General features: G+C 64.2%; 11 protein-coding genes. All 11 read right to left on the reverse strand.

Annotated features, from left to right (window positions below):
* Positions 1-24 precede the first annotated feature (24 nt).
* Positions 25-1,101, reverse strand: coding sequence for a protein-glutamate methylesterase/protein-glutamine glutaminase (locus ACCQ16_RS09600; RefSeq protein WP_003486327.1), 1,077 nt, complete (start codon positions 1,099-1,101; stop codon positions 25-27).
* A complete protein-coding gene (gene cheD / locus ACCQ16_RS09605; protein WP_003486330.1) occupies positions 1,098-1,694 on the reverse strand; it encodes a chemoreceptor glutamine deamidase CheD in 597 nt (198 codons plus the stop codon). The genes ACCQ16_RS09600 and cheD overlap by 4 nt, the downstream gene beginning before the upstream one ends.
* 2 nt (positions 1,695-1,696) lie before the next feature.
* Positions 1,697-2,557, reverse strand: coding sequence for a CheR family methyltransferase (locus tag ACCQ16_RS09610; RefSeq protein ID WP_008571499.1), 861 nt, complete (start codon positions 2,555-2,557; stop codon positions 1,697-1,699).
* 242 nt (positions 2,558-2,799) lie between these two features.
* Entirely contained in the window at positions 2,800-5,181 is a 2,382-nt protein-coding gene (locus ACCQ16_RS09615; protein ID WP_011347225.1) for a methyl-accepting chemotaxis protein, read from the reverse strand.
* Between the two features lie 83 nt (positions 5,182-5,264).
* A complete protein-coding gene (locus ACCQ16_RS09620; protein ID WP_003486337.1) occupies positions 5,265-5,648 on the reverse strand; it encodes a hypothetical protein in 384 nt (127 codons plus the stop codon).
* Between the two features lie 453 nt (positions 5,649-6,101).
* Positions 6,102-6,584, reverse strand: coding sequence for a chemotaxis protein CheW (locus tag ACCQ16_RS09625; protein WP_003486339.1), 483 nt, complete (start codon positions 6,582-6,584; stop codon positions 6,102-6,104).
* Positions 6,585-6,718: 134 nt separating this feature from the next.
* Positions 6,719-7,504, reverse strand: coding sequence for a flagellar brake protein (locus ACCQ16_RS09630; RefSeq protein WP_372380326.1), 786 nt, complete (start codon positions 7,502-7,504; stop codon positions 6,719-6,721).
* 623 nt (positions 7,505-8,127) lie between these two features.
* On the reverse strand, positions 8,128-10,797 hold the full coding sequence (locus tag ACCQ16_RS09635; RefSeq protein ID WP_277573133.1) for a methyl-accepting chemotaxis protein: 2,670 nt from the start codon (positions 10,795-10,797) through the stop codon (positions 8,128-8,130).
* A 649-nt stretch (positions 10,798-11,446) separates the two neighbouring features.
* Entirely contained in the window at positions 11,447-13,708 is a 2,262-nt protein-coding gene (locus ACCQ16_RS09640) for a methyl-accepting chemotaxis protein (RefSeq protein ID WP_372380327.1), read from the reverse strand.
* A 207-nt stretch (positions 13,709-13,915) separates the two neighbouring features.
* Positions 13,916-16,177 carry a methyl-accepting chemotaxis protein gene (locus ACCQ16_RS09645; RefSeq protein WP_277573131.1) on the reverse strand — a complete coding sequence of 754 codons (2,262 nt, stop codon included), beginning with the start codon at positions 16,175-16,177 and terminating at the stop codon, positions 13,916-13,918.
* A 585-nt stretch (positions 16,178-16,762) separates the two neighbouring features.
* Positions 16,763-19,237 (reverse strand): methyl-accepting chemotaxis protein, encoded by a 2,475-nt coding sequence (locus tag ACCQ16_RS09650; protein WP_277573130.1) that lies wholly within the window; start codon positions 19,235-19,237, stop codon positions 16,763-16,765.
* Positions 19,238-19,273: the final 36 nt, after the last annotated feature.

The following is a 19,273-nucleotide window of genomic DNA, read 5'->3' on the forward strand; positions in this document are numbered from 1 at the left end:
CGAGGGATGCGCGGCCATGCCGGATCAGCGCGCCTGCGCCGACAATGCGAGCAAGCGCTCGGCCACGCGGTCCAGCGGCACCACTTCCTGCGCGGCGCCAAGTTTGTACGCGGCACCGGGCATGCCCCAGACCACGCTGCTGGCTTCGTCCTGCACCAGCGTCGGCGCGCCGGCCTGCAGCATTTCCAGCAGGCCGCGTGCGCCGTCGTCGCCCATGCCGGTGAGGATGGCGCCCACCGCATTCGGGCCGGCATTGGCGGCAACGGAACGAAACAGCACGTCCACTGCCGGCTTGTGGCGATTGACCGGCGGGCCATCGTCGATGCGGCAGCGCCAGCGCGCACCGTCGCGAATGATGCGCAGATGCTGGCCGCCCGGCGGCAGATACGCATGGCCGGGCAGGATGGCCTCGCCATCGGTGGCTTCGCGTACCGACATGGCCGAATGGCGGTTGAGGCGCTCGGCGAATGCGGTGCTGAAGCTGGCAGGCAGATGCTGGGTCATCACCACCGCGGGCGCATCGGCGGGCATGTGTTCGAGCACCACGCGCAGCGCTTCGGTACCACCGGCGGAGGCGCCGATGGCGATCAAGCGGTCGGTCGTGCGAAAGCGCAGCGCGCTGCCGGCCACCGGTGCCGATTGCATATCCAGCGTGACTTTGGGCGCGCTCGGACGATTGAGTGCGCTGACCTTGGCTTTGGCGGCCATCTTGACCTTGCTGACGATTTCTTCGGCGTAGCCTTCCAGCCCGCGTGCGACGTCGATCTTGGGCTTGGACACGAAGTCCACGGCGCCCAGCGACAGGGCCTGCAAGGTGGTGTCGGCACCGCGCTCGGTCAGCGATGAAATCATCACCACCGGGGTAGGGCGCAGGCGCATCAGGTTTTCCAGAAATACCAGGCCGTCCATGCGCGGCATTTCCACATCCAGCGTGATGACGTCCGGATTGAGGCGCTTGATCTTTTCGCGCGCCAGCAACGGGTCGGCGGCCGAGCCGACCACTTCGATGCCGGCGTCGCGCGATAAAATCTCGGTGAGCATCTGACGCACGACCGCCGAATCGTCGACGATCAATACACGCACAGGGGTTTCCAGCGTCATTCGAACAACTCCACTCCACCGGTAACCGGTGCTTTGGACAGACGGGCGCGCACGGCCGATTCGGTGGCGGCGACTTCGGCTTCGTGTGCGTGCGGCAAGCGCTGCACGACGACGCGGCCAGTGGTCGCGAAGAACCACACCTTGCGCGGATGGATGCCACACAGATCTTCAGCGATGATGGGAATATGTTCGGCCTGCAGGTACTGGCGCACGAACTCGGCGTTGCGGGTGCCGACCGGGTTGCTGGTGAAGCCCTTCAGCACGTTGGCGCCACCGAAGACCTTGGCTTCGATGCGTTTGCGGTGCGCGCCGCGCTTGAGCATGTCGTTGATCAGCAACTCCATGGCATAGCTGCCGTAGCGCGTGGGCGCTCCGTCGCCGACCTGGCCTTCGGGCAACAGAAAGTGGTTCATGCCGCCGATCTTGAGCACCGGGTCGCGCAGGCAGGCTGCAACGCACGATCCCAAGGTGGTCGTCAACGCGGTGTCGTCGTCCACCACCAGGTATTGGGTGGGCAGCAGTTTGGCGGCAATGGTCTGGAACCGCGAATCGCGGTAGCGCATGACGTCGTCGACTTGCACGGCAGTACTCATGCTCAGGCTCCTGCGCGCGGTGCGCGCCGATACAGCGTGCGCCCGCACGGCTGGATCAGATCGGCCGCGTGCAGGTAGTTCTCCGAGTGCCCGGTGTAGAGCAGGCCGTCCTCGCCCATGTGGCTGACCAGGCGCGACAGGATGCCGCGCTGGGTGGGCTTGTCGAAGTAGATCATCACGTTGCGGCAGAACAGTGCCGCATACGGACCGCCGACGTCGTAACGCGGTGCCAGCAGATTCAACTGGCGGTATTCGATGAGCTGGCGCAGCGCTGGAATGACCCGGCATTTGCCTTCATTGGGGCCGCTGCCGCGCTGGAAGTACTTGCGCTTGATCGCTGCATCCAGCGAGGCGACACGGTCGATGGCATAGACACCGCGCGAGGCGGTTTCCAGTACCTGCGTGTCGACGTCGGTGGCGACGATGCTCACCGGCGGGGTCAGCGTGCCGAAGGCTTCGCAGGCGGTGATGGCGATGGAGTAGGGCTCCTCGCCGGTGGAGGCGGCGCACGACCAGATCTTCAACGGCGCCTGCGAGGCGCGCTTTTGCAGTTCTTCGCGCAGCTTGTCGAAATGGTGCGGCTCGCGGAAGAACGAGGTCAGGTTGGTGGTCAGCGCATTGGTGAATGCCTGCCACTCTTCTTCATCGTTGCCGGCTTCGAGCTGGTCGAGGTAGTCGCGGAACGAGCGCAGGCCGAGCACGCGCAGACGACGCGACAGGCGGCCATACACCATGTCGCGCTTGGCCGGCGCCAGTGCGATGCCGACACGCTGGTAGATCAGGTCGCAGACACGCTTGAAGTCGCGGTCGCCGAAATCAAATTCGCGTGTGTCTGAAGCGGAAGTCGTTGTCGTCATATCCATACGCGTCGTGAGCTATAACTGGATATCGGCCACGGAGCCGCGCAACTGAAGCGCCAATGCGTGGATTAGGCGCGGTTGGGTTCGCTAACTTGTCCGATGGGGACGGCGGCTGGCGATGGGCGCTCAGAGGCAAAGATGCCCCATCGGCGTGCTGCCGCAGCGTACGCGGGGATCAACGCAGGTGCCTGGCCCAAATGCACAACGCCCCGGCAGTGCCGGGGCGTTGTGGTGACAGCGGTGAATCAGAACTCTTGCCAGTTACCGTCGGCCAGTGCGGCCTGGGATTTGGCTGGCCGCGACGCGCTTGCTGCTGCGCGTGCCACCGGCTTGGCGGCGCTCTTCACTGCAACCGGGCGCGAGGCGATCGGCCGGACGCGTGCGCTCTGTGGCGCCTGCGTAGCCGAGTCGTCCAGCTTGAACACCGACACCGCTTCGGCCAGATGACCTGCCTGCTCTTCCATCGAGCGGGCGGCGGCAGTGGCTTCTTCCACCAGCGCAGCGTTTTGCTGGGTGGTTTCGTCCATCTGGGTGATGGTCTGGTTGACCTGCTCGATGCCGGACGACTGCTCCTGCGAAGCGGCAGAGATCTCGCCCATGATGTCGGTCACGCGCTGCACGCTGGCCACGATGTCGGCCATGGTGGCGCCAGCCTTGCGCACCAGTGCCGAGCCTTCGGCCACCTTGTGCACGGAGTCGTCGATCAGGCCCTTGATCTCCTTGGCCGCACCGGCCGAACGCTGTGCCAGCGTGCGCACCTCGGAGGCGACCACGGCAAAACCGCGACCCTGTTCGCCGGCACGCGCTGCTTCCACCGCTGCATTCAACGCCAGGATATTGGTCTGGAACGCGATGCCGTCGATGACGCTGATGATGTCGGCGATCTTCTTGGACGAGGCTTCGATGCCGGACATGGTGGTGACAACTTGCGACACCACTTCACCGCCTTGCGAAGCCACGCCGGTGGCGCCGATGGCAAGCTGGTTGGCCTGACGGGCGCTTTCGGCGTTCTGCTTGACGGTGGAGGTGAGCTCCTCCATCGAGGCGGCGGTTTCTTCCAGATTGGCGGCCTGCTGCTCGGTACGGTGCGACAGGTCGCTGTTGCCCGAAGCGATTTCGCCAGCGGCCGAATTGATCGCAGTGGACGACATCTTGATGCGCCCGACGATGTCGGCCAGCTGCTCGGCGGTGGCATTGGCATCGTCACGCATCTGCGCGAACACGCCGCTGAACTCACCATGCATGCGCACGGTCAGGTCGCCACGCGATAGCGCGGACAGCAGGGTCGAAATCTGTTCCAGGCTGCCGGCATTGGCATCCAGCAAGCCGTTGAGCTGCTGCGCCAGCTGTAGGAAGAAGCCATGCTTGCCGTCGGTTTCCACACGCCCGCTCATGTCGCCACTGGCGGCAGCGCGCACGATACGGGCCACTTCTTCTTCCACCTGCACTTCGATGGTGCGGTCGCGCCATTCGCAGACTTCGCCGCTGGTCTCGCCCTGTTCGTTCTTGATGGAGGTGACGGTCTGCGCCAGCACCACTTCGCCGAAACGCTCTTCGAAGCTGGTGACGCCATCGCGTTCCAGTGCGGCAATGGCCTTGCGCACGGTCGCATCCGACAAACCCAGGTAGCTGATGTGCTGGCCGATGACCTTGCTTGCGTCGAATTCGGGCGATGCCAGGCGGATGCTGCTTTCGTACTGCGCCACGATCTTCTTGAAGGCGTCGTTGGCGTAGATCATCACGCGCTCTGGATCGGTGATGAAGGTGCCGGTCGAGGACTTGTCCAGCGCGGTGCGGATGCGCAGGTTTTCGTCGGCAATCTCCTGGTCGCGTTCAATGCGTTCCTTCAGGTCGCGCTGCATGCGCTGCATGGAGCGCATCAACTCGCCCACTTCGTCCTGGCCCTGTACGTTGATCTGGCCGTCCAGCTTGCCGCCGGCAATTTCGGTGGCCGTGGTGACCGCGCCGCGCATGCTCTTGACGATGGAACGGGCGAACAGGAAGGCCAGACCCAGGCCGCCGGCGATGCCGATCAACAACACCACCAGGGTCAGCGTGACGGAGGTAGCGTGGACCTTTTCGGCCTTGGTCTTGGCCGCCTGCGCGAGCAGGTTGTCTTCGGCAATCAAGGCAGCCAGCGAATCCTTGGCCTTGTTGTGCAGGGTACGGGTCTCGCCGACGAAGGTGTCGATGGCGTCGTCGGGCAGATTCAGCTCCATCATTTCGTCGACGCTGGCATAGGAGGCCGATGCCTTCTTCCAGTCCGCCACGAACACGTCGAACAGCTTCTTCTGTTGCGGGCTTTCGATCAGACGCGGGTAGCCCTTGATGGTGGCTTCGATCTCGCCATTGAGCTTCTTGGCGCGGACCTTGGCTTCCTGCTTGACCGAATCGCTGGCGCGCACCAGGTTCTGGTAGGCCGCATTCCGGTATTCGCCGAGCATGCCGCGCAGATCGCCTGCCTCGCGCACGCTGGACATGGTGTTGCCGGCCAGGTCGCGGGTGACGTTATTGAGCGACGCCAGGCCCGAATAGGCGATGACGCCCTGGACGAGCATGATCAGCAGCACGATGCCGAACGCCAGCATCAGCTTGGGCATCAGTTTCAGATTGTTGATCCATTGCATTGACACGATTCCCCGTAGAAGTCAGTCCGCATAGCCGCAACAGCACATCGCCACGCGCGAGGGCGTGGCGATGTGCGAGGCGATTACTTGATGGTGGCGAGCTTCAGGCTGGCCGGGGAGCTGACTTCGATTTCGGCGCGCGAACTGTCGCGCTGGATCTTGCCGAGGACGCAGACGTCCTTGCCTTCGAGCGTTTCGGGGGCGAAGCTGAACTTGCCGCGGTTGGCGCCGTCGATGCGTGCGGAGAAGGTGTGGCGCGGGAACATGCCGCCCATGTACAGGAAGGTGGGTTCGCCTTCCGAGCTCTGCGCGTACTTGGCCTTTTCGACCTTGCCGCACACCATGCCGTCCTTGCCGACGAAGCGCGTCGCCATTTCCGGCGGAATCATTTCCTGCGACTGGGCCGACAGCGTGGGAGCAACGATCACGAGAGCAGCGACGGGGAGGAGCGAGAGCAGGAACTTCATTGGGATTCTCCAGAAATCAAAAGTCGAACGGTGACCCGTTGTGTGGACGCGGGCTTCATTCAGCTATCGGCTAACCGCCGTTCAACTTGAATCCGGAAAACGTGATTTTTATCTCATTTCCATCGAGTGGTGCGTCGCGTGTCGGGAGCTTCCTGACACGCGATCGTCGTAGATGCGATCGCACAAAAGCGTTGCGGCCGCCGGAGCGGTGCAGTGGGTGCACGGCGCCACCGCATACGCTGAAAAGCGGCTACCGAACGGAGCGAATCAGCCAACAGTGGCAAGGGGGCGCAGAAGCCGGAGTGCACATGTGCGACATCGGGATTCGGAGCGCCGACCACGCGTGTTCTGGCGGCCTGGCAGTCGTTTGGTAGCCGCTTGTCGTACATGGCGGCTCCTGCATTCCTCTACACCTCTCCGGCGACCGCAGGCGAGGCAACGCAGCCGTTTGAATCAGGCGGCTTCTTCCACCAGCTGCTGACCCAGCTCGGTGCTGTCCAGCAGCGTTTCGATATCCAGCAGGATCAACATGCGATCGTCCTGGGTGCCGATACCGGAGATGAAACGAGTGTCGACCGACGCACCGAATTCGGGGGTAGGACGGATCTGGTCGTCGTTGAGCGGAATCACGTCGGACACGCTGTCCACGACGATGCCGACCACGCGGTCCTCGACGTTGAGCACGATCATCACGGTGAAAGCGTCGTAGCGCGCTTCTTTCAGGCGCAGCTTCAGGCGCAGGTCGATCACCGGCACGATGGTGCCGCGCAGGTTGATCACGCCCTTGATGTAGTCCGGCGCGTCGGGCAGACGCGTGACCGAATCGTAGCCGCGGATTTCCTGCACCTTCAGGATATCCACGCCGTAGTGTTCTTCGCCCAAAGCGAAGCTGAGGAATTCACCACCTGTGCCGGTGGCAGTGCTTTTATCGTTCATGGAAACTCCGGGCGTTGCGGCTAAGTGTCGGGTTAGGCAGGACTGCGGCAGCAGAGACGGATGCGGGATGCCCTAGCAACATCGGCGGGGTAGGCGGCAACTTTAGGTGCCGGCCCCGCGTGGTACGCGAGGGTTCAGAACACGCCGCTCTTGCGCGCATTGCGCTGGCGGTCGACACGGAAAATGTAGCGCTGGATGGTTTCGTCGGCGCCGCGCGGCAGGTCGCTGAACTGCATGCCGATCCGGAAGCCTTCGCTGCCGTTGGGCAGGGCCTGCTTGTGCTGGCTGCACACGGTCAGCGGCAGCGTGATCGGGGCGGTGTCGGGCAATTGCAGGATGCAGTTGCGGTAGGTGCGTTGCAATTCGAGCAAGGGCATCCCGTCGGTGAGGGACACCGCCAGGCCGCCGCTGCTGATGTCGATCACGCGCAGCTGCAGGTTGAACTCGTTTCCCTGCGCCGCTTCCTGGCGGATGGTGCAGACGGGCGAATCGGTGATCGGCGTTTCCAGCCGGTACGATTCGCGCCGCTGCATGTGGTACATCGCGGCAGGCAGGTCGACGCGGAAGGCGACGTGGATGTCGCGCTCGATCCGTTCGGCCTTTTCCAGGCGGAAGCGGATGTTCACCCGTTCCAGTTGGGCGTAGCACAGCAGGTATTTGGCGCCTTCGATGGCGCGGTTGGAGGCATCGTTATGGCTGCCGTCCAGGATCACGCAGTCGTCGTCTTCGTCCACTTCCAGCACGGCGGTGGGCACGGCCATGTCGCGGCCAGCCACATGCATGGTCACGATGGCGTGTTGGTCGAGCAGCTGGCGCAGCAATCCACGGATCTGCCGCTTGTTGCGCAGCAGGTAGCGCTCGTCACCTTCGGCGAGGTGATCGGCGTCGTGGTCCAGCTCTGAGGTATCGCCTTGGGACATGGGCACAAGCACAGTAGAAGCGGGAAGGCGCCTGGCGGGTTGTCCCGGCGTCGCCTTGATATCGGCGGCAAAGCCAAATCTTTAAGGCGGCCGACCAAACTCTATGCCGATCGGTGGCCAGGCGCAGCCGCGATGGTCTGTGTGCAGCGCGTTCAGCCAAGCAAGCGTCAACGTCTGGCGCGAGGTCTTCGTTCTTCAATACGCCACCAGCGAACTAGCGGGTTAGGCTCCGCGTCTTCAATGTCTTTGTGCTGGCTGCAGGGTCCTTGCCCGCCCACCATCGCAGGACACGCTGCAAGTACGTCCTTGTAAGCTCCGTGGCGGCATCCATGCCGCCAAGGGTCCCGCGACGGTGGGCGGGCAAGGACCAGTCGCGTTGGTCGATGTGCAGGGTTTCAACACAGCAACCAGCAACCTCAAGCCGCGCGAAGCGGTGTCCTAAGCACTTCAGCAGCGCCAGCAGAAAACTGTCTGGCGCGGTGTCCTTGCCGGTTGCCGGACCGTTGGCGGCATGGATGCCGCCAACGGTCCGCCATGGATGGGTTCACGGCGTGTCCCGCGGGCGGTGAGGGTAGCGCGCCCTCGACGCTGTGATCTGGCTGCAATGAATCGTCGTTGCCGTCTCAGCTGTAGGCATGGCGTGCGTTGGCCAGCAGGGTGCTCAGGCGGTCCTGTGGCTCCAGGCGGAACACTGCCACCGCATCCACCAACTGTGCGGCCTGGTCTTCCATCGAGCGCGCGGCGGCAGTGGCTTCTTCCACCAGCGCGGCGTTCTGCTGGGTGGTTTCGTCCATCTGGGTGACGGTCTGGTTGACCTGGGTGATGCCTGCGGCCTGCTCGCGCGAAGCGCTGGTGATTTCGCCCATGATGTCGGTGACGCGCTGTACCGAGGTCACCACCTGCTGCATGGTGCTGCCGGCTTCGGAAGCCAGTGCCGCGCCGTTGCCGATGCGGGTGACCGAGTCTTCGATCAGGTGCTTGATCTCCTTGGCCGCGCCGGCCGAGCGCTGTGCCAACGTACGGACCTCCGAGGCCACCACAGCAAAGCCACGACCCTGCTCGCCGGCACGCGCCGCTTCCACCGCCGCGTTCAAGGCCAGGATATTGGTCTGGAAGGCGATGCCGTCGATCACGCTGATGATCTCGGCAATCTTTTTCGACGAGGCGTCGATATCGGCCATGGTGGTGACCACGCGGTTCACCACATCGCCGCCCTTTGCCGCCACACCGGCAGCATCCAGCACCAGGCGGTTGGCCTGGTCGGCGTTGTCGGCGTTCTGCTTGACGGTGGCGGTGAGCTCTTCCATGGAGGCTGCGGTTTCTTCCAGCGCGGCCGCTTGCTGTTCGGTGCGACGCGACAGGTCGCCGTTGCCGGTGGCGATTTCGGTGGCGGCCGAATTGATCGTCAGCGACGAGTCCTTGATGCGGCGCACGATACCGGCCAGCTGGTCGGCGGTGGCGTTGGCGTCGTCGCGGATGGTGGCGAAGACGCCCTGCAGCGCGCCGTCCATGCGTGCGGTCAGGTCGCCTTGCGACAGCGACGAGAGCAGGGCGGAGACGCGCGACAGACCGTCGGCGTTGTTGTCCAGCAGCGTGTTGAGCTGTTGGGCCAGCAGCAACAGGAAGCCCTGCTTGCCGCGCACGTCGATCCGCTCGCTGAGGTCGCCGGCCGCGGCGGCTTCCACCACGTGCGCGACTTCCTGTTCCACCTGCACTTCCTGGGTACGGTCGCTCCATTCGACCACATAGCCCATGCGCTCGCCGGTGGCAGCCACGACCGGGCTGACCACTTCCTGCACGATGCGGCCGCCGATTTCGACCTGTGCGGTGTGCGTACTCTTGAGTTGATCCAGCAGGCGTGCCTGCTCGGGATTGCGATGGAACTGGTCGATGCGGGTATTGCCCAGTGCAGCGGCATCGAAGTTGGGAAGATCGTGCCGCAGGACGTCCTGCATCTCCGACAGCATGCGCTGCAGCGGGCGATTGACGTAAATGATGCGGCGCTCGGCGTCGGCGATCATCACATTGGTGCTGACGTCGTCCAAGGCGGTGCGTACGCGCAGTGCTTCGCTGGCGATCAGGTGGTCGCGTTCCAGGCGCGCGCGCAGGTCATCGCGCATGGTGCGCGCGTTGAGCAGCAGGCGACCCAGTTCGTCATGCCGGTCGATGTCAATCGCGTTGTCCAGGCGGCCGGCCGCCACGTCGCCAAGCACGCGTTCCACTGCCAGCAGCGGGCGGGTGACCATCTTGCGCGCGGCAATGAACACCACCGCGATGCACAGTGCCAGCACCACCAGCGAGAACAGCAGCATGCTGCCCATCAGCGCGTCCAGCGGTCCGTCGATGGCACTGCGCGGCTGCGCGCCAATCACTGCCCACTGCCACGGCGCGTAGCGCTGTGCGGTGACTTCGAAGGCCTGGCTGGCGCCCTTGCCATCGCGCAGCTGCAGGTTGGCGCTGGGCTGCTTGCCGTCCAGCACTGCCTGCAACAGGGCCTGCTGTTGGGCCGGCACCAGTGCCGCCAATGTGGCCGGGGTGCCCGGCGGAGCCGCGATGATCTGGCCCTGGTGATCGCCCGGCGCCATGTCGGCAATGACGAAATAGCCGTCCTGGCCCAGTTTGGTGGTGCTGACCTGGGCCTTGAGCGCGGCCAGGCCTTGGCTGTAGTTGCGCCCGACGAACAGCGCGCCAATGACCTCGCCGGCGGCATCGCGCAGCGGCTGGTAATGGGTCATGTACTGCTCGCCGAACAGCTGCGCCTGGCCGGTGAAGCTCTTGCCTTGCGACAGGGCGGCGTAGGCCTTGCCCTTGCGATCGAGCAGGGTGCCGATGACGCGTTCGTTCTGCTTGTTACGCAGCGAGGTGGTGATACGCACGAAGTCGGCGTCGGTACGGGCGAAGATCGTGGCAACGCCGCCGGTTGCCTTGGCAAAGCGGTCCACGGCGTCGAAATTGAGATTCAATGCCTGCTTGCCGGCACGCAGCGAGGGGGTGTTCTGCTCGCCGATGGTGACCGTGCTGGCGCTATCGAGTTCGCGCGCGCCGGTGGGGAGCATGTCGTCGAACACGCTGCCCAGACGCTGGGTGCCTTCGCTGAGCGTGACGTCGTACATCGCCACCGACTGCTGCATCAGTCGGGTGCTGGAGCGCAGCTCGGCCTTGACCTGCGATTCGATATCGCCAGCGGACTGGCGATAGATGGTCAGGGCCAGCAGCCCCAGCGAAATGGCGATGACCAGCGTGAGCAGTGCGGAGAGCCGCGTACCGACCGAGAGGCGGTTGAAGGAATGCATGAGGAATCGACCTTGCCCCGGGGGAGGGCGTTACGAATGCGTGAGCTTGGTAGCGGCCGTTTATGCTCGAAATTGATTGTTCCCGTTGAAATCAGCACAAAATTAGGCATTCCATTCAGCATTCGCTGGCTGAAAGCGGTTTCACATCGTCCACCTTGTCACCGACGATTGTAAATTTTGGGTGAAACCAAAAGTGTCCTTGAGGGAGGCGACGGGCCGCATACGGCGGGCGAAATGGCGCCTTGCGGCCGCCTATCCGAGCAACATCCTGGGCAACCAATGCGATGGTGCGCAGTCGCCAGGCGGTTATGGCCGGAGCCGGAATTGGTTCACATCCTCGGTTGCTACGCACCGCTTCGCCTGAAGAGCGCTGGTGCGGTCTGTCGGTCTTACTCCGGGATGGCAGCAAAAAAAAAGGGCCGCTTCCCCTCGCAAGGGAAGCGGCCCACAAGATCTGCGGAGCGCGGATCAAAGGCTCTCGAAACGTCTGTGTTGCTGGACAACGGTGTTGCGTGAAACGCGCATCGGCAGCTGCGACCGGTTGACGATGAGTACGGCGGCCGAATGCACCACCGCGACTAAAAACGATCCCGCTGGCGGTGCCGGTCGCCCGCCACTGCCGGCGACCGGTGGGCTCCGGCGCCGTCGCTTAAAACTCCTGCCAATTGCCATCGCCAACGGTCGACGTGGTTGCACTCACTGCCACGCGCCGCGGTGTCGCCGCGGCCACGGCGGCACGTGCAGCCGGGCGCGTCGCCGGCCGCTGGTGGCTCACAGCGCTGGCTATGGCTGACAACTTGCGTGCCACCGGTGCGTTCGCATCGACCTTGAAGACCGCCACCGCTTCGGTGAGTTGCTGTGCCTGTTCTTCCATCGCGCGCGCGGCGGCAGTGGCTTCTTCCACCAGGGCAGCGTTCTGTTGGGTGGCCTCATCCATCTGCGTGACGGTGAGGTTGACCTGTTCGATGCCGGCCGATTGCTCCTGCGAGGCAGCGGAAATTTCGCCCATGATGTCGGTGACGCGCTGCACCGATGAGACGATTTCGGCCATGGTGCGCCCAGCCTGGTCCACCAGCTGCGAGCCGTCGGTGACGCGCTGCACCGAGTCGCCGATCAGGTCCTTGATCTCCTTGGCGGCGGCTGAGGAACGCTGCGCCAGCGTACGCACTTCACTGGCCACCACGGCAAAGCCGCGGCCCTGCTCGCCGGCACGTGCCGCTTCCACCGCCGCATTCAAGGCCAGGATATTGGTCTGGAACGCGATGCCGTCGATGACGGAGATGATGTCGGCGATCTTCTTCGACGAGGCCTGGATGCCCGCCATGGTATCGACGACCTTGCCGACGACCTCGCCGCCTTGCGACGCCACGCTGGCCGCACCGATCGCCAGTTGATTGGCCTGGCGTGCGCCTTCGGCATTCTGCTTGACGGTAGAGGTGAGTTCTTCCATCGAGGCAGCGGTTTCTTCCAGGTTGGCGGCCTGCTGTTCGGTACGTTGTGACAGGTCGTTGTTGCCGGCGGCAATTTCGCTGGCCGCCGCATTGATCGAGACCGCCGAGGTCTGGATATGCCCGACGATACCGGCCAGTTGCGTGACCGTGGCATTGGCATCGTCGCGCATCTGCGCAAACACACCCTGGAATTGGCCATCCATGCGCGCAGTGAGATCGCCCGCAGCAATGGCCTGCAACATGCCCGACAACGCTTGCAGGCTGCCATCGGCAGTGGCCATCAGCTGGTTGAGGCTCTCGACCATGATGCGGAAGTCGTACTGGAACCGCGCTGCGTCGCCACGCGCACTGAAGTCGCCGGCCGCAGCGGCTTGCGCCAGCTGCTTGATCTGCCGATTCATCGCGGCCAGGTTGTGTTTGACCTGCGCCATGGTCTCGGTGAGTTTGGCCTGTTCGCCGGGCAGGGCGTCCATGTCGTCGCTGAGGTCGCCGATCGCATAGCGGCCCATGATCTGCGCCAGGCGCGCGGTGACCTGGATGTGGCTGTCGACCAGCGCATTGGTGTCGCCGGCCATGCGGCCGTAGTCGCCGGGGAACACGCCGGCATCCATGCGGAAGCTCACCTGGCCGGCATCGTGGCGCTTGGCCATGTCCAGCTGGGCGGTAATGAGGTTGCGCACCTTCGACTGCATCTTGTCCATGGCCTGGAGCAGACGGCCGATTTCGTCGCTGGCATCGCTATGCACGGCGTTATCGAGCTTGCCCTCGGCGATCGCTTCGGCAGCGCGGGTGGCGCGGCTCAGCGGCCGGGTGAGGCTGCGGGTGATCAGCAAGCCCAGAGTGCCGCTCAGCAATACCACCATCAGCGAACCGCCGATCAGCAACTTGCGCGAATCGTCCATGGACTGCAATGCCACTTCGGCTGCTTCGGAGGCGAGCTTGTCCTGGAGGGCGATGTTCTCGCCGATCTTGTCCTGCCATTTCTGCATCGCCGGTGCGGCCTGGGTAAGCATCAGCGGCAATGCTTGATCGCTGTGGCCAGACATCACCAGGTCGACGACCTGGTTGTTCAAGTCACGCACCGGCTGCCCGAGGCGGTCGATCTCGGTACGGATGCCGATGCCCTGCGGCGAAGACGGGATGGCGTACAGCGCATCGTGCGCCTTCGCGTAGTCGGCGCGCGCCTGCTTGATGGATTCGATGAATTTCAGATTGTCTTCGTTGCTGGTCGGCAACACGACATTGCGTAGCTCCGCGGCGATGACGTAGTTGGCATTCATCATGTCGTTGGAGAGGCGGATCTTGGTCATGTTCTGGTGCACCAGGGCATCCACCAGCGCACGTGCAGAGGTCAGCCCGCGATAGCCGATGAAGGCGATGAACCCGGACAGCAGGATCAGCACGGTGAAGGCGGCAGCCAGGCGCGGCCCGACATTGAAACGCAGCAGAAGAGAGTTCATGGAATCGCTCGGCTCTAAAAGGTGGAATGCGGTTGCGCTGACAGGCTGGAAAAACGCATTGCGCTCACGTTGCTTGTCGCCAAAGCAGCGTTATCGGCGCTGCCTGCAATCGATTGAGTGAGCTCGGACGCTTGATACAGCTGGTTCTCAGGAATAAACACGGCAGTCGTTCGCAACCGACTGCCGTGCGTGACGCTGCCTTTGCGATCAGAACTCCTGCCAATCGCCCAACTCTGCGGCCGATGTGGCGTTGCCCGCAGGAGTGCGACGTGGCGATGCGGCCGCCGGGGTGACGCGTGCTGCCGGGCGCGGCGCGAAGCGGGCATTGGCCGGTGCGCTGGCAATGGCCGACAACCGACGTGCCACCGGTGCATGCGCAGCCACCTTGAAGACCGCCACCGCTTCTGTCAGCTGCTGCGCCTGTTCTTCCATTGCGCGTGCGGCGGCGGTGGCTTCTTCCACCAATGCGGCGTTCTGCTGGGTGGTTTCGTCCATCTGGGTCACGGTCTGGTTGACCTGCTCGATACCTGCATACTGTTCCTGCGAAGCCGAGGAGATCTCGCCCATGATGTTGGTGACGCGCTGCACGCTGGCGACGATCTCGGCCATGGTGGTACCGGCCTGATCGACCAGGGTTGCGCCTTGCGTGACCTTTTCGACCGAGTCGTCGATCAGGTGCTTGATCTCCTTGGCAGCACCGGCCGAACGCTGCGCCAGCGTGCGCACCTCGGAGGCGACCACGGCGAAGCCGCGGCCCTGTTCGCCGGCGCGCGCCGCTTCCACCGCCGCATTCAAGGCCAGGATATTGGTCTGGAATGCGATGCCGTCGATGACGCTGATGATCTCGGCGATCTTCCTGGACGAGCCCTGGATGTCGGACATGGTGGTGACCACCTTGGCCACCACATCGCCGCCTTGCGAGGCCACCGCAGCGGCGCCGATGGCGAGCTGGTTGGCCTGGCTGGCGTGCTCGGCGTTCTGCTTGACGGTGGAGGTGAGCTCTTCCATCGAGGCGGCGGTTTCTTCCAGGTTGGCGGCCTGCTGTTCGGTACGCTGCGACAGATCCTGGTTACCGGAAGCGATTTCGCCCGAGGCCAGGCCGATCGCGTCGGCTGCGATCTGGATGCGGCCGACGATGCTGGCGAGTTGTTCTGCGGTGGCATTGGCATCGTCGCGCATCTGCGCGAACACGCCCTGGTATTGGCCACTCATGCGGGCGGTGAGGTCGCCGGCAGCGATCGACTGCAACAAGCCAGAAAGCGATTGCAGGTTGCCGTCGGCGGTGGCCATCAAGGTGTTGAGGCTTTCCACCATGATGCGGAAATCGAACTGGAACTGCTCGGCATTGCCACGCGCGGTGAAGTCGCCGTTGGCCGCAGCCTGCGCCAGCTGCTTGATTTCGGTGTTCATGGTCGACAGGTTGTGCTTGACCTGGTTCATTGCCGCGGTGATGGCCGCCTTCTCGCCGGGCAACTGCTGCATGTCTTCGGACAGGTCGCCGATGGCATAACGCTCGATCAGGTGGATGGTCTGCATCTTCACCTTGATGTGCGCGGCCACCAATTCGTTGGTGTCATTGGCCATGCGGCCGAAATCGCCCGGGAATGCGCCGGCATCCATGCGGAAGCTGATCTGGCCTTCTTCATGGCGCTTGGCCATGCCCAGCTGTGCGGCAATCAGATTGCGCAGCTGGCCCTGCATGTTGTCCATGGCATGCAACAGGCGACCGGTCTCGTCGTTGGAGTTCGCGCTGACGTCGTTGTCCAGGTTGCCTTGGGCAATGGCTTCGGCCGCGCGCGTGGCGCGCGTCAGCGGAACCACCAGGCTGCGGGTGATCAGCCATGCCAGCAAGCCGCTGATCAGCACCACCGCCAGGCCGCCACCAATCAACATGGCTCGCCCGCGGGCCATCGCCGTGGTGGCCAGCGCATTGGCTTCCTGGGCACGTTGGCGCTGCAGCGCCGAATACTCCAGCAGCGCGTCCTGCCATGCCTGCGTGGCCGGTGCGGCACGCTGCAACAGCAAGGGCATCGCTTCGTCGGTTTTGCCGGCCAGGTCCAGGTCGATCACCTGCTGGTTGAGCGCGCGGGCGGCCTGGTTGTTGGCATCGATCCTCTCACGTAGCGCCTGAGCTACAGGCGTTGCCGAGAAGGTGTAGAGCTTGTCGTGTGCTTGCTTGTAGATGCGGCGCTGCTCTTGGATGATCGCCACGAAGTGTTGATTTTCTTCGTCTGGCGTCGGCAATACGATGTTGCGCAGCTGCACGGCAATGACCGACACCGCGTTGTTCATTTCCTGCAGCCGCTGGACGATCACCATGTTGCGATTAGCGAGCGTATCCAGGCTTTGGCGCGCCTGCGCCAGCGTATACAGGCCAGCGACGACCAGGGCGCAGGACAGCAGGATCAGCGTGCCGAAGGCGAAGCCCAGGCGCTTGCCGACGTTGTAGCGTTGAAGAAGAGCAATCATGTTGGGATCTCGAGGGCGATGGGCAGGAAAGGGGCAGTGCGCAGGGCGGGGAGGCGTACTGGGTACGCTGGTGGCGCCGATGCGGGCATGCGTCGAACCGATCCATCGAGCGTTGCGACATCAAAAGGTCGCAACGCCAGCGATTGCAGGGCAGGTACACGTGCTTGAGGTTGGTAACGGCGCCCTGTCGGTGCTGCTGAACTCGCTAGCCCGGACGCGTATGGGTTGGCGTCACCGAGGTGAGCCTGGTGTGCACAACCGCCTGGAAATGCCTGTCAAACGGGGCATCCCTGGGGCTCTGGAAGATCGCGCCTTCACTTCCTGCTCACAGGCCTGACAGCCCATCAGGTGTCTGGGTCCAGGGCGGTTTGGCATGTGTGGCTTGGATCTGCGCCCGCGCAGGGCCGCTCGACGCCGGCGCGCTGGCAATAGCGCTCTGCCGATCGCACTGGGCGAAGCGCGTGCACGTTGAGGATGTGCGGCCGTTGCGCCGTGCCTGACCGATGCAGGCAGCGGGCAGTGACCAAGGTGGGACGCAGGCGTGCGCGCAGCGTCCCAGGGGCCGATCGACCGCCAGGCGTTGCCTCAGGCAGCGTGGCCCAGGCGGCGATGCGCAGACCCGGCCTGCAACTGGAACACCGAGACCGCATCGCGCAATTGCTGCGCCTGTTCTTCCATCGACCGGGCGGCGGCGGTGGCTTCTTCCACCAGCGCGGCGTTCTGCTGGGTGGCCTGGTCCATCTGCGCGACGGTCTGGCCAACCTGTTCGATGCCTTGCGACTGCTGCTGCGAGGCCTCGCTGATCTCATGCATGATGGTGGTGACGTTCTGCACCGAATCGACGATGTCCTGCATGGTGCGACCGGCCTGGCCCACCAGCTGGCTGCCGTGTTCGACCCGGCTGACCGAGTCCTCGATCAGGTGCTTGATCTCTTTTGCCGCGCCGGCCGAGCGTTGCGCCAGCGTGCGCACTTCACTGGCCACCACGGCAAAGCCACGACCCTGCTCGCCGGCGCGTGCCGCTTCCACCGCCGCGTTCAAGGCCAGGATATTGGTCTGGAAGGCGATGCCGTCGATGACGCTGATGATGTCGGCGATCTTCTTGGATGCAGTCTGGATGCCGGCCATGGTGCCCACCACCTCACCCACCACCGCACCGCCTTGCGAGGCGACCGTGGCCGCACCGACCACCAGCTGGTTTGCGCGGCGCGCATGCTCGGCGTTGTTGCGTACGGTGGAGGTGAGTTCTTCCATCGAGGCAGCGGTTTCCTCCAGATTGGCCGCTTGCTGTTCGGTGCGCTGCGACAGGTCCTGATTGCCGGTGGCAATTTCGCTGGCGGCATCGTTGATGGCATTGGTGGACTGCTGGATGCGCCCGACGATATTGGCCAGCTGGGTCACGGTGGTATTGGCGTCATCGCGCATGCGCGCGAACACGCCATGGAAATCGCCGTGCATGCGGGCGGTGAGGTCGCCCGCCGCAATCGCCTGCAACACCGTCGAGAGCGCGTGCAGATTCGAATCGGCGGTAGCCATCAAGTGATTGAGGCTGTCCACCATCGCGCGGAAATCGTACTGGAAGCGCTGTGCGTCGCCGCGCACGCTGAAATCGCCATTGGCTGCGGCCTGCGCAAGCAGCTTGATCTGGCTGTTCATCGCCGACAGGTTGGCCTTGACGGTATCCATGGTGTCGGTGAGCACGGCCTTTTCGCCAGGCAGGCGCTCCATGTCCTGGCTCAGGTCGCCGATGGCATAGCGCGACATGATCTGCGCAAGCTTCATCTTGACGGCAATGTGCGAGCCCACCAGCGCGTTGGTGTCGTGCACCATGGTGGCGTAGGCACCGGGGAAACTGTCTGCCTGCATGCGGTAGCTGATCTGGCCGGCATCGTGGCGCTGCGCCATTTCGCTTTGCGCGCTGAGCACGCGCTGCAGTTGCCCTTGCATCTGGCGCATGGTGTCGAGCAATTGACCGGTTTCGTCGCGGCCGGCGGCACTGACCTGATCGTCCAGCCGACCCTGCGCGATATTGGCGGCCACCGTCGCGGCGCGGCGCACATTGCGGGTCAGGCGCGACAAGGTGTACCAGCACAGCGCGGCGATCAGCAGCGCCAGCACCGATAGGCCGGCGATCGCTTGCCACATCGCGTTGCGTGCGTCGACCAGGTGACGTTCGGATTGCCGCTGCAGCGCTTGCAGGGACACGTTGCTGAGGTCCCGCATGGTCTGGCCCAGCGCATCGAGTGCGGCATTCCACTGTGCGTCTGCCTTGGCATCGCTGCCGTCCAGGGCGGACCCCAGTGCAGCCAGTGCGGCGCTTGCCTGGGTCGCTTCGGCCTTGGCGGCATCGGCCAGCGCAGGGTCGGGCTGTTCCAACAAGCCCATCGCCTTGTCCAGTTCATGGCGGAAACGCACATGGTTTCGGTCAAGTTGATCGAGCTGCTCGCGCAGCATGGCGCGGCTGTCGCCCGCCTGCGAGGGGTCGCTGGCGGCGTCCAGACGGGTCAGCGATTCGGTGGTCTCGGGGCTGTAGATCAGCGTGGACACCACCAGGTGGTAGCTCTCGATGTACGGGGTGTAGACCAGCTGGCTGTCGTCGCGCAATGCATCGAGCGCGGCGAAGGCCTGCTCGCTCACGGCGGCGTAGCCTTCTGCGGCGGCACCGGCAACATGGCGCTGCTGCAAGGCCAGCAATTGCTTCTGGCTGCGTTCGAAGCCGGGCATGCCGGCCGTGGTGGCGAGCAGCTGGGCGAGATCGCGCTCGGCGCGCTGCGCGGCGTCTTTGGCGGCGCTGCCGCTATCCACATGGGCTGCGTGCAGGTCGGTGATCAGGCCCAGCATTTGGCCAAGCGGCGCGTAGCTGCGCAATTCGTTGCTACTGATGGCGACGCTTTCATTGAGCTTGCCGCTATAGAGCAGCACCGGAATGACCAGCCCCACCAACGCAAGCACGCCGATGATGCCGAGTTTCCTGGCGATGGCCAGGTCGTCCCAACGGCTGGTCCAGCGGCGTGGCGAAGCGGGAATGGTCTGCGGCGACAGCGTGGGTGAGGTGGTCATTGATGCGTCTCATGGATGTAAGCAGGCTATCGGCTA

It is taken from the genome of Xanthomonas sp. NCPPB 1062 (assembly GCF_041481705.2).
GTDB classification, from domain to species: Bacteria; Pseudomonadota; Gammaproteobacteria; order Xanthomonadales; family Xanthomonadaceae; genus Xanthomonas; species Xanthomonas euvesicatoria.